At 73.3% G+C, this 11,319-nt stretch carries 10 protein-coding genes; 5 read left to right on the top strand and 5 right to left on the bottom strand.

Annotation, left to right across the window (positions count from 1 at the left end; all coding sequences use genetic code 11):
* Window positions 1-41 precede the first annotated feature (41 nt).
* A complete protein-coding gene (locus BIV28_RS00045) occupies window positions 42-1,514 on the bottom strand; it encodes a helix-turn-helix domain-containing protein (protein ID WP_076258225.1) in 1,473 nt (490 codons plus the stop codon).
* A 126-nt stretch (window positions 1,515-1,640) separates the two neighbouring features.
* The gene (locus tag BIV28_RS00040) at window positions 1,641-4,661 is read right to left on the bottom strand and encodes a UPF0182 family membrane protein (RefSeq protein ID WP_076258224.1); all 3,021 of its coding nucleotides are present in this window, start codon (window positions 4,659-4,661) and stop codon (window positions 1,641-1,643) included.
* A gap of 167 nt (window positions 4,662-4,828) precedes the next feature.
* Here BIV28_RS00040 and BIV28_RS00035 point away from each other — a divergent pair, with 167 nt between their 5' ends.
* Complete coding sequence (locus BIV28_RS00035; protein WP_076258223.1) at window positions 4,829-5,377, top strand: PPA1309 family protein; 549 nt, start codon at window positions 4,829-4,831, stop codon at window positions 5,375-5,377.
* Between the two features lie 57 nt (window positions 5,378-5,434).
* Here BIV28_RS00035 and BIV28_RS00030 read toward each other — a convergent pair whose 3' ends face one another.
* Window positions 5,435-6,595 (bottom strand): YlbL family protein, encoded by a 1,161-nt coding sequence (locus BIV28_RS00030; protein ID WP_076258216.1) that lies wholly within the window; start codon window positions 6,593-6,595, stop codon window positions 5,435-5,437.
* Window positions 6,592-7,050: a molybdenum cofactor biosynthesis protein MoaE gene (locus tag BIV28_RS00025; protein ID WP_076258215.1), complete on the bottom strand. Its 459-nt coding sequence runs from the start codon at window positions 7,048-7,050 to the stop codon at window positions 6,592-6,594. The genes BIV28_RS00030 and BIV28_RS00025 overlap by 4 nt, the downstream gene beginning before the upstream one ends.
* A gap of 114 nt (window positions 7,051-7,164) precedes the next feature.
* Between BIV28_RS00025 and BIV28_RS00020 the strand changes: the two genes are divergently transcribed.
* Both BIV28_RS00020 and BIV28_RS00015 read left to right on the top strand, forming a co-directional pair.
* The gene (locus BIV28_RS00020; RefSeq protein ID WP_076258213.1) at window positions 7,165-8,898 is read left to right on the top strand and encodes a zinc-dependent metalloprotease; all 1,734 of its coding nucleotides are present in this window, start codon (window positions 7,165-7,167) and stop codon (window positions 8,896-8,898) included.
* Window positions 8,895-9,512 (top strand): NUDIX hydrolase, encoded by a 618-nt coding sequence (locus BIV28_RS00015; RefSeq protein ID WP_207555669.1) that lies wholly within the window; start codon window positions 8,895-8,897, stop codon window positions 9,510-9,512. The genes BIV28_RS00020 and BIV28_RS00015 overlap by 4 nt, the downstream gene beginning before the upstream one ends.
* Window positions 9,513-9,564: 52 nt before the next feature.
* Here BIV28_RS00015 and BIV28_RS00010 read toward each other — a convergent pair whose 3' ends face one another.
* Window positions 9,565-10,116, bottom strand: coding sequence for a M48 metallopeptidase family protein (locus tag BIV28_RS00010; protein ID WP_076258212.1), 552 nt, complete (start codon window positions 10,114-10,116; stop codon window positions 9,565-9,567).
* Between the two features lie 496 nt (window positions 10,117-10,612).
* Between BIV28_RS00010 and BIV28_RS19810 the strand changes: the two genes are divergently transcribed.
* The gene (locus BIV28_RS19810; protein ID WP_020143053.1) at window positions 10,613-10,774 is read left to right on the top strand and encodes a DUF5679 domain-containing protein; all 162 of its coding nucleotides are present in this window, start codon (window positions 10,613-10,615) and stop codon (window positions 10,772-10,774) included.
* 190 nt (window positions 10,775-10,964) lie between these two features.
* On the top strand, window positions 10,965-11,319 hold a 355-nt coding region (locus BIV28_RS00005; RefSeq protein ID WP_207555668.1), incomplete at its 3' end, for a hypothetical protein.

Below are 11,319 nucleotides of genomic sequence, written 5' to 3'. Positions count from 1 at the left end.
ACCGGGGCCGGAATCGACGGGGCGCGCGGACGAACTCCGGGTTAACGGGTCGGGGCGTACCGGTCGGTCGTGCAAGAGGGTGTTGAGGTGCACGCGGCCGTCGGGTCCGGGGCATCCGGATGACGGACCTGCCCGTCGGCGGTCCCGGCGATGGCGCGCCTCAGGTCCTCCTCCGCGACCCCGACGGCGCGGCAGACGCTGGACAGGACCCGCTCGACGGCCGCCCGACCAGCCTCGGGGCTCACCGGCACCCAGTCGCTGACCAGCTCTCGCGCGCGCGGGTCGTGCCCCATCCACGCGTCGAGCCGCCAGCCCGGGGGCAGCGACACGATGAGATCGCCGTCCTCGGCGAGGCGCACACAGCCGAGCGTCACCGGCGCCGAGCACAGCTGCTCCTGTCGGAGGCGACCGCGCCACCGCAGCGTCATCGGGCCGGGCGCGCCTGCACGCAGCAGGGGACGAGCGGTCACCGTCACGGGCCCGACCCAGAAGTCGGGGAAGGCGACCCCGAGCGCTCCCGGACGAAGGTCGGTGCTTCGCACCGGTTCGAAGCAGCTGGTCCCGAACGCGTCGTAGGCGAGGTCGAGCAGAGCCGGCAGGTGGGGCACCCGGCCACGCCGACCGGTCTCGTAGTTGTGGATCTGCATGGCCGAGACGGCTCTCGGCACCTCCCGGGCGTGGTGGGGACGCCGGACGCGCGACTGCAGCAGACGCGTGGTCGCCGCTGCGGCGTCCGCCTGCGACATGCCCCGCGCCGCCCGCAGGCGCCGGTGGAGGGCGCGGCGGCCCTCGGGGGTACGAGGCGGAGCGGCGTCGTCGCCCCCCTGCGGTGGCACGAGGTCCGTGCCCTTGCGCCACTGCTCCTCCAGGGCGTCCCAGCGAACGTCCTCGACCAGCCCGCGCAACCGCCTCCGGAGCGACTCGGTGTCTCCCCCGGCCTGCCGGCGGACGCTGTCGAGCAGCAGGTCGAGCATCGGGTCGCTCGGGTGGGTCAGCACGATGTCGCGCAGTCCGACGGATGACACGCGAGGCACCCCCAACCAGTCCGGCGGCACCCCGCGGCCGAAGTCGACCCAGACGGGCGTCTCCGTCTGCACGCTGACCGTCCAGTTCGGGTCGAGGCGAGGCGCCACGACGAAGAGCCCGTCGGGCCCGACCTCGTGGTCGAGGCCGAAGGCGACGACACGCAGGCGCGCGAGCCCTCGCACCCGCCCGGCCGACCGCGGCCTGACCCACGCCCACACCGGGCCGGAGCCTTCGCGGAAGGCGTGGCCCCAGCGGGTCCGCGGCTCGAGCAGCATCGTTCCGAGGGCGAGGCAGAGACCGACGAGGCAGCCGCCCGCCGCCAGCACGTCATCGAGCTGCTCGAGGGCCGGCACGGGGATGCCTCGGACACCGGTCTCCCAGGCGCTCACGGCCGCCGAGGTGACGCCCAGGCGTTGCGCGAGCTCAGCCTGGGTGCGTCCGCTCGCCCGGCGCCAGGCCCGGAGCAGCGACCCTGGTGAGCTCAGCACGAGCCAGCAGGCTAGGGCCGGAGGGTGAACGGGCGGCGACGCCCTCGGGACGCCCGGGAGAACGAGCGTCGGGGCCGTCCCCGAGTCGGGAACGGCCCCGGCGGTATCGCACCGGAGGTCGGCGCCTCAGGGGCTCTTCGTCGCGCTGCTCTGCGGAGCGGCGTCCGCCGCCCGCTGCAGGGCCTGCTGCAGACGCGCCTGCGCCTGACCGTAGGCGGCGAAGTCGCCGCGCTTGAGCGCCGCCTCCCCCTCGGAGTAGGCCGCCTGGGCGTCCTTGATCGCCTGGGCCAGCGCGGCCGCGTCGGGTGTGCCCGTCGGAGCCGGCTGCGACGTCGTCGGGCCCGGCGTCGACGTGCCGGTGGGCGTCGGGGTCGGCGTACCGCCCGTGCCCGGCGTCGACGGGGTGTTGGTCCCGGTGTCGCCCGCCGACGCACCGGACTGGCCCTCGAAGAGGTCGTTGAGGGCGAGGTCGAGCGAGCCGGCCCAGGCGATCTTGTTGCCGAAGGAGACGGCCACCGCGACGAGGCGTGGGTAGGAACCGGACTGTGCCCGGGCCTGCGAGTAGATCGGCTGGACGTAGAGCAGGCCACCGCCGACCGGCAGGGTCAGCTGGTTGCCGAAGATGACCGAGTTGCCGTTGGAGTTGGTCGTGCCGATGTACTGCGCGAGGGTGGTCGGCAGCTCCGGGTCCTTGGACGACACCGCCGAGCTGCGCATGGCGTTGTACACCTGGCCCGGGCCGTTGACGGTGCCGCCGGTGGTCTCGAGCAGCCGCATCGTGCCGTACTGGGCTGACTTCTTGCCGGTCTCGGACCCGGCGTCGCCGTCGACGGCGAGGAAGCCCGACAGGACGTTCCGGTCACCGGTCGGCATGAACGTCGAGGTCAGCGAGAAGGCCGGGCTCGACTGACCGGGCATGGCGAGCGACAGGTAGTACGGCGGCTGGACGAACTCGGTCTGCGACGGGTCCTCCGGCACCTGCCAGAAGTTCTGGCCGCCGTAGAAGGAGTTGGCGTCGTTGTCGTGGTACTTCTGCAGCAGCTGCCGCTGGACCTTGAAGAGGTCCTCGGGGTAGCGCAGGTGCTCCATGAGCGAGCCCTTGATGTCGGACAGCGGCTTGACCGTGCCCGGGAAGATCGACATCCAGGCCTTGAGGATCGGATCCTGCTCGTCCCACTGGTAGAGCGTCACCGAGCCGTCGTAGGCGTCGACGGTGGCCTTGACCGAGTTGCGCACGTAGTTGACCTGCCCGCCCTGCACGGCGCGGACCGCGGTGCGGGTGCTCGTCACGGCGTCCTCGGTGGCGGCGTCGAGGGTCGTGGTCTGCGAGTACGGGTAGTTGGCCGACGTCGTGTAGCCGTCGAGGATCCACAGCACCCGGCCGTCGACGACCGCGGGGTAGGCGTTGCCGTCGAGCGTCAGCCACGGGGCGACACGCTGGACGCGCTCGCGGGGCGTGCGGTAGTCGAGGATGCGCGAGTCGTTGGTGACGGCGTCGGAGAGCAGGAAGTTGATCTCGCGGTACTTGACGGCGTAGGCGAGCCGGCGCAGCCCGTCCAGCTGGACGCCGCCGGTGCCCTGGTAGGCGTACTGGATCTGTCCGGTGCCCTTGGGGTCGGGGTAGTCGAACTCCTTCTTGCCACCGCCGACGATCGAGTAGTCGGGCGAGTACTCGCCGAAGTAGATCCGCGGCTCGTACTTGCCCAGGGCGCCCTGGGTGCCGATCTGGGACTCGAAGAACGTCGGGGCGCCGTCGTCGTCGCGGGTGTTGCCCTTGGCCGCGACGACGCCGTAGCCGTGGGTGTAGACGGTGTGGTCGTTGAGCCAGTTGCGCTGCTGGTCGGGCACGCCGTTGAGGTCGAGCTCGCGCGCCGCGATGACGGTGTCCTGGGACTTGCCGTCGATCTTGTACCGGTCGACGTCGAGGACGTCGGCGAACTGGTAGTAGCCCTTGCTCGCCTCGAGCTGCTTGAACGTCGGGCTGACGATGTTCGGGTCGATGAGGCGGATGCCGGGAACGGTGGCAGCGTCGCTGCGCAGGGCGTTCGGCTGCGCCACCGTCTTGGTGTCGTAGGACTTGACGTCGATCTTGTCGAAGCCGTAGGCCGCCCGGGTCGCCGCGATGTTGCGTGCGATGTACGGCACCTCGAGCGACTTCTCCGACGGGCGGACCTTGAGCGACTGGATGAGCGCCGGGTAGATGCCACCGACGGCCACGACGATGACGGCCAGCACCGCGACGCCGACGACCGGCAGGCGCCAGGACCGGGTCCAGATGACGGTGAGGAACATCAGCGCGCACATGACGGCGGCCAGGGCGAGGATCCCCTTGGTCGGGATGTCGGCGTGCGCCTGGGTGTACTGGATGCCGGTGATCTTCGTGCCCTGAGCCGTGGCGAGGTTGTAGCGGTCGACCCAGAAGGCGATGCCGCGCACGAGCACGAGGGCGGCCGCGATGACCGACAGGTGCACCCGGGCCGCCTGCGTCGAGCGCATCTTCTGGCTCGCGACGATGCCGCCGTAGAGGTAGTGCGTGAAGGCCGCGGTGATGAAGCCGATGACGAGGATCATCGTGAGGAAGGCGATGACGAAGTTGATCCACGGCAGGTCGAAGACGAAGAAGCCGACGTCGAGACCGAACTCGGGGTCGGTGGTGCCGAACGGAGTTCCGTTGCGCCACAGCAGGAACGTGTCCCACTGGGTCGCGGCGGACAGGCCGGCGAAGAGCCCGATCGCGAGCGGGGCCGCGACCGTGGCGGTGCGCCGCATCGGCTCGACGAGCTGGCGGTAGTGCTCCATCGCCTGGGTGTCGGGCGAGGGCGCGTAGATCGGCCGCGTGCGGTAGGCGACGTGGATGCTCGACCACACGACGGCCGCGGTGAGCAGGCCGCCGACGACGCCGAGGACGACCTTGGTCACCAGCTGCGTCGTGAAGACGGAGGAGAACGAGACCGACTGGTACCAGAGCACCTCGGTCCAGAACTGGGCCGCGATGGCGAGGACGACGACGAGGGCGCCGGCCACGACGAGGGCCGTGACGAGCGGACGGCGCGCCGGCGGCAGCGTCGGACCCTCGGGGCGCCGTGGCGGGCCCGCGTCGTCGTCGTCGAAGTTGCGCGGAGGGGGACCGAAGTTGCTGTCGCTCACGTGGAGTTGCCTCGGGTGCTGGGTCGGGCAGGGCGGTCGGCGGGTTCGGCTCCGCCGACGGGGCGGCCGGGACCGCCAGCCAAACCATAACCCGGCGACCCGTGCGGTCCACCGAGCCGATACCGCACCGTGACTCGGGCGGGTCCGGAGGTGGCGCGTGCGACCTCATGCGGCAGCATGGACGCGTGAGCTCCCAGCCCGTCATCGATCCCCTCTCCGTCGCCGCCCTCGACACCGAGCGGCACGTCGCCGCGTCCGGGTGGGACCAGCCGGCCCGCCTCTTCGCCCTCGTGCGCACCGCCGACCTCCTCGAGCGCGAGCCCCAGCTGCGCGCGGGCATGGGGCCCGCCGACTTCGCCGAGGGTGCGCTGACCGCGATCGAGCAGGAGGGCCTGCCGCAGACGAGCTCGCTCGAGACGCTGCTCGGCCGGATCGCCTGGCCGCAGGAGGTCGACGGCTGCGCCTTCGCCATCGAGCGGATGGTCGTGCCGCCGGAGGCCGAGCGCGACCTGCCGACCCGATCCGACGACGCCGTCGAGGCGCTGGCCTCCCACCCGGACCGCAAGGACGTGCGCCTTCTCGTCGCGGTCCTGCGCGACGGCTCCTCGATCTGCCTGCTGCGCCAGCGCGAGCACGACTCCGACGACGCCGTGGCCACCGGGCGCGACCTCGCGCCCGGTCTCGTCGAGGCGCTGCGCGCCACGCTGACGGACTGACCGCCCCTCGACACCCCACGGAGCCGAACGGTCCCGACGCGCCGCACCGGCGCGCCGTCAGCAGTGCGGCAGCGAGCCCGTGCGCCCGGCGGCGATCGCCTCGACGGCGGTCTTGGCCTGGTCGAAGGTCGACACCTTGACCACCTGGAGGCCGTCGGGCACGTGGTCGACGACCTCGTTGCAGTTGTCGGACGGCGCGAGGAACCACGTGGCGCCGTCGGCCCGGGCCCCGGCGAGCTTCTGGCGGATGCCACCGATCGGGCCGACGTCGCCGTTGTCGTCGATGGTGCCGGTGCCGGCGATCTGGTGGTTGTTCGCCAGCGGACCCGGCGTCAGCTTGTCGTAGATGCCGAGGCTGAACATCAGTCCGGCCGACGGGCCGCCGATCGACCCGGCGTCGATCTTGACCGTGGCCGGGAAGTCGTGCTCGAGGCTGAGGATGACGCCGAGCGCCGTGCGCCCGCCCTGGCCGGCGATGGTCGGGACCGACACGGTGACGTCCTTGCCGTCGCGCGCGACCGTCAGCTCGACGGTGTCGCCGGGGCGACGCTGCTGCAGCGCCGTGCGGACGTCGTCGGCCGAGGTGATCGCGGTGCCGTCGACGCGCACGATGCGGTCCTTGGGCTTGAGCAGGTCCTTGGCCTTGGACTGCTCGGTCAGCTCCGCGATGGCGATGTGCGTGGGCACGTCCTTGCCGATCGCCCGCAGTGCCACCGCGGTGGCCTCCTCCTGCGAGCCGGCCATCTGGACGGCGTTCTCCTCGGCGACCTGCTCCTCGCTGACCTGCGGGTCGAAGACGTCGTCGACCGGGTAGACGTCGCGCGCCGGGTCGATCCACGCGCGCAGGACGTCCCAGAGGTCGACCGGGTAGCCGGGACCACCCTCGACGCGGACCGTCGTGAACCGCAGGGCACCGTCGGTGGGGTAGGTGGGCAGACCCGAGATCGAGATGATCGGGGTCTTCTTGCCGTCGGCCGAGACACCGAGCGTGTTCTGCGTGGGGCCGGGGCTCATGACGGCGTACGGCAGGTGCACGAGGGAGCCGACGACCATCGCGACGAGGAAGGCGAAGAACAGCCCGAGGACGACCTTGTTGCCACGCGTGAGGCGGCCGTCGTCGCCGGGGTTCGCGCCCGCGCCGTGCGCGCCCGTGCCGTCGGGCGGCGCGCCCGGGAACGTGCCGGGCTGCTCGTCCGGCACCCGCTTGATCGTCCTCACGGCAGGCCGACCCACTCGTCGGCGCCGTCGGTGAACTGCTGGTGCTTCCAGATGGGCACGTTCGCCTTGAACTCGTCGATGAGGGCGCGGCACACCTCGAAGGCCTCACCGCGGTGCTCGGCGCTGACGCCGACGACGACCGCGACGTCGCCGACCTCGAGGTGGCCGACGCGGTGGACGACGGCGATCCGCACGACCCGGCCGTCGGAGGCGAGCTTCTCGGCCAGCTCGCGGGCGACGTCGGTGGCCTGCGGGTGCGCCGAGTAGTCGAGGTGGCTGACCCCCTTGGCCTCCGGGGCGTCCGGGGACGCGTCGGCAGGACCGTCGTGGTCGCGGACGGTCCCCACGAAGAGGCACGTGCCCCCCGCGCGGGGGTCGGACACGCTCGCGAGCACCTCGTCGACCGACAGGGGTGCCTCGCGGATCTCGGCAAGGGTGACCGTCACGCGGGCCATCGTATGCTGCCCGGCCGTGGGACGCGCCCGGTGTGCGCGACGGCGGGGAACCAACCGGACGCGTCCGTGGTTGTCTTGGAGAGACAACCGACAGCGGCGATGGGGATGAGCAGGATGGCCGACGACCAGGGCCCCCGCAAGGACGACGAGCAGGGCGACGAACAGCGCGACGAGCAGCGCGGGCAGGGCGGGCACGGCCGCGTCGAGGGCAGCGCTCCCGACGCCGGGACCTCCGAGCCCACCGAGCCCACCGAGCCCGCGGGCCCCACCGAGCCTGCCGTGCCCGACATGCCGCCCGTCCCGTCGGACCCGTCGGCCCTCTTCGGCGCCGACAGCCCGTTCGGGCTGCCCCTGCGCCGGCCCGGCGCCGGCGGTGAGATGCCCACGGGCGACCTCAGCGCGATGCTCGAGCACGTGCTCGGCGAGGCCGCGGGCAACCCCGAGCTCGCCGAGGCGATGCGCAGCATGGGCGTCGACCTCACCGACCCCGCCACGCAGGCCGCGATGCGCGCCCAGCTCGGCAGCTTCATGGCCGCCCAGGACTCCCCCACCGGTTCGCGCGACCTCGCCACCGACGTGGCCCGCAAGCACGTGAGCGCGGCCGAGGGCAACGACGTGCACGACGACGCCGCCTCGCGCGCGGTCGTCGACGCCGTGTCGGTCGCCTCGCTGTGGCTCGACGAGCAGACCACCCTGTCGACCCCGGCCTGGCGGGCCACCGGCCTGAGCCGGGCCGAGTGGGTCGAGGCGACGATGCCGCGCTGGTTCGAGCTCATCGAGCCGGTCTCCGACGGCGTCACCGCCGCCACGTCCGACGCGCTGCGCAAGCAGGTCGGCGAGCTCGGCCCCGAGGCGTTCGGCGACGCGCTGCCCGAGGACCTGCCGGCTGGCTTCGACCCGCGCGCCATGGTCGACCAGTGGGCCCCGATGCTCGGCAACCTCAGCCGGCAGATGTTCTCGGCCCAGCTGGGCCAGGCCGTCGGGACCCTCGCCACCGAGGTCGTCGGCGGCACGGAGGTCGGTCTGCCCCTGACCGAGCCCGGCCTCGTCGCCCTCCTGCCGGGCAACGTCGCGGCCCTCGCCGACTCCCTCGAGATCGACGTCGCCCAGGTGCGCCTCTACCTCGCGGTCCGCGAGGCCGCGCGCATCCGGCTCTTCGCCGAGGTGCCGTGGCTCGGGCCGCAGCTGCTGTCGGCCGTGTCCGACTACGCGCGCAACATCACCATCGACACCGACGCCATCGAGTCGGCGCTCTCGACGATCGACCCCTCCGACCCCGAGGCCCTTCGGGCCGCCCTGCAGGGCAACCTGTTCCGGCCCCAGCCCACCACCGCCCAGCAGGCCGCGCTCGAGCGCCTCGAGACGCTTCTCGCCCTCGCCGAGGGCTGGGTCGACCACGTGACCGACCGCGCCACCTCGAGGCACCTGCCGCAGTCGGCCGCCCTCGCCGAGACGATCCGCCGGCGGCGGGTCGGCGGTGCGGCGCAGAAGACGTTCGCCGGGCTCGTGGGCCTCGAGCTGCGTCCGCGGCGGCTGCGCGACGCCGCGAACCTCTGGGCCGCCCTCGAGAGCGCGGGCGGAGCCGAGCTGCGCGACGGCCGGTGGGCCCACCCCGACCTCGCCCCCACCTCGGCAGACCTCGACGACCCGATCGGCTACGTCGAGCGGGTCCGTGGCGGCTCGGCCGCGGGCGTGGGCGAGCCGACCGGCGCCGGCGAGCTCGGTGACCTCGACGCCGTCCTGCGCGGGATCCTCGAGGACGCCGACCGCGAGCGCCGGGGCGACGCGCCGGGCGACGCGCCGGGAGAGCCGGGCGAGCCGGGCGACGGTCCCGGCCCGTCGCGGTGACCGATCGACGCACCGGGAGGGCGCTCGAGCAGGAGGCGGACGGCACGGCCGCGGTCGAGGACGCCTGGCTGCGGCTCAGGGACGACGCCCGTGCCCGGCTCGAGGCGTGGCAGGCCCCCGACGCTGCACAGGAGCGCCTGCGCGCCGAGTTCCTCGACCACCTCGCCGCCCACCCCGACGCCATGAGCAAGCAGGGGCCGCCCGCGCACCTGACCGGCAGCGTCGTCGTCCTCGACGCCGACGGCACCTCGACGCTCCTCACGCACCACCGCCGGGCCCTGGCCTGGTTCCAGCTCGGCGGGCACTACGAGGCCGGGGACGCCTCGGTGTGGCACGCGGCGCGTCGGGAGGCCACGGAGGAGTCGGGCATCGACGGGCTCACCGTCCTGCCCGGGATCGTCCAGCTGGACCGGCACGAGCTCGTCGGCGACTTCGGCGCGTGCCGGGAGCACCTCGACGTGCGCTTCGCCGCCGTGGTGCCGCGCGGTGCCAGGGCGCGCGTCAGCGAGGAGTCGCTCGACGTGCGCTGGTGGCCCGTCGACGACCTGCCCGAGGGCACCCGCGACGAGCTGCGGCCGCTCGTCGAAGCGGGGCTGCGCGCCCTGCGCCACTGACGCGTCGGTCCGCGCCGGGACCACCTGTGCAGGGCCGGGCCGACGACGCCGGTCAGTCGTCGCTGAGGTCGAGTCCGGCCGCGGCCGAGACACCTTGGAGGTAGCCGCGCGCCCTCTCGAGGCGCGGGTAGCCCTGGAGCAGCGCCCAGAACTGCGGGCCGTGCCCGGGCTGGAGCAGGTGCGCGAGCTCGTGCAGGAGCACGTAGTCGACGACCCACGACGGCATCCCGTGCAGCTTGTCGGACAGGCGGATCGTGCCGTCGGCCGGCGTGCACGAACCCCAGCGGCTCGCCTGGTTGCCGACCCAGCGCACGCTCGAGGGGACGGCCCGGCCACCGAGGTGCTCGCGCGACAGCTCGAGCGCCCGGCGCTGGAGGTCGGTGTCGCTGCGCTGGCGGCGCTTCTCGGACGCGGCGACGCGCGCCACCATGGTGCGCACCCACTCCCCCTCCTCGGCGCGGCTCATCCGCGCCGGGACGAGGACGACGAGCCGCCCCTCCTGCCGGTAGGCCGAGACGGTGCGACGGCGGCGCGGGCTGCGGCGGACCTCGACGGCGACACCGTCGACCACCGTGTGCACCACCTCGCGCGACGCCACTGCCATAGGGGCAGGCTAGGCCAGCCCGCCGACAGCGCGCGGGAGCACGCTGCGGACGCGCGGTAGCGCCGCGTCGCAGGCTACCTCCCCTCGAGTGAGCACTCCGCCCCACACGTCACACCTCCCACACCCACCTCACCCCGTCGAGTGAGCACTCCGCCCCACTCATCACTCTCTTCACACGGGTCACTGGTACGGGGGTGACGCAGTGCTCAGTCGACGTGGGTTTCGGGCGCCGGGACGGGGCCGGGAGGGCCCGGTGCTGACGTCGTGCTGGGGTCGTGCTCACGCCGTGCTCTCGTCGTGCTCAGCGCGTGCTCAGCCCGTGCTCACGGGGTCCGGGCGGCACCGCGGGGGGCGCGGGCGTCGTCGAGCACGGCTTGTACCTCATCCCCGACGCGCGCGCCCCGCGGGGGATGAGCATGATTTCGTGCTCAGCGTGCTCTAGGGTTGCAGGAGTCGAGGCGCCCGTCGGATGGGCGCCAGCTACAAGGAGACACCAATGGCTGACGAGACCTACAAGGGCGAGTTCTACTGCGTGAAGTGCAAGGAGAAGCGCGAGGCCGAGGGCAAGGTTGTCGTTTCCGACAACGGTCGCCGTATGGCCAAGGGCCAGTGCCCCGTCTGTGGCACGAACCTCAACCGCATTCTGGGCAAGGCCTGACCAGGTCGCGACGGCGTCGCTGACGCCGTACTTCGAGGGGCGGGACCCGCACGGGTCCCGCCCCTCGTGCGCGTCCGGGGACCTGTGGACGACGCGCTCGCGGCCCTTCACGCGGCTGCCAGCCTGAGCGGAGCCGGACGCCCGGCCCGCGGGCCTCGGCGTCGCCGCCCGAGCCGCCCTGGAGGTCCCGATGTCCCCCTCCCCGGTCCCCGACCGTCCTCGCCTGCCGGCGTGGCTGCGCCCGTACGTGCGCCGCCCCGGTGAGGTCCAGTTCGGCCTGCTGCCAGGGGCTCCCGTCGTCGAGGGCGTCACGCCCGGGGAGGCGGCGCTGCTCGCCGGCCTCGACGGTTCGCTGACGCGCGAGCAGACCTACGCGGTCGCGGCCGCCGCGGGCACCGGCCGCAAACGGTGGCGCGACGTCCTGCTCCTCGCCACCTCCCTCGGTGTGCTCGTCGACGCCGCGACGGTCGTCGGCACCGTGGGGGCGCCGATGCGAGTCCCGCACGTCCTCACGGACGCCCCGCCCGCCCGGCCCTCGTCCCCAC

The sequence above is a fragment of the Intrasporangium flavum genome, from assembly GCF_001956915.1.
GTDB lineage: Bacteria > Actinomycetota > Actinomycetes > Actinomycetales > Dermatophilaceae > Monashia > Monashia flava.
Note: the sequence above shows the minus strand (reverse complement) of the source record. Positions and strands in the feature narration are given on the sequence as shown.

Excerpts from the sequence above, each read along its gene's own strand:
- BIV28_RS00035 (WP_076258223.1), top strand. The coding sequence starts at position 4,829 with ATGCGGCAGCATGGACGCGTGAGCTCCCAGCCCGTCATCGATCCCCTC.
- BIV28_RS00025 (WP_076258215.1), bottom strand. The coding sequence starts at position 7,050 with ATGGCCCGCGTGACGGTCACCCTTGCCGAGATCCGCGAGGCACCCCTG.
- BIV28_RS00020 (WP_076258213.1), top strand. The coding sequence starts at position 7,165 with ATGGCCGACGACCAGGGCCCCCGCAAGGACGACGAGCAGGGCGACGAA.
- BIV28_RS00010 (WP_076258212.1), bottom strand. The coding sequence starts at position 10,116 with ATGGCAGTGGCGTCGCGCGAGGTGGTGCACACGGTGGTCGACGGTGTC.
- BIV28_RS19810 (WP_020143053.1), top strand. The coding sequence starts at position 10,613 with ATGGCTGACGAGACCTACAAGGGCGAGTTCTACTGCGTGAAGTGCAAG.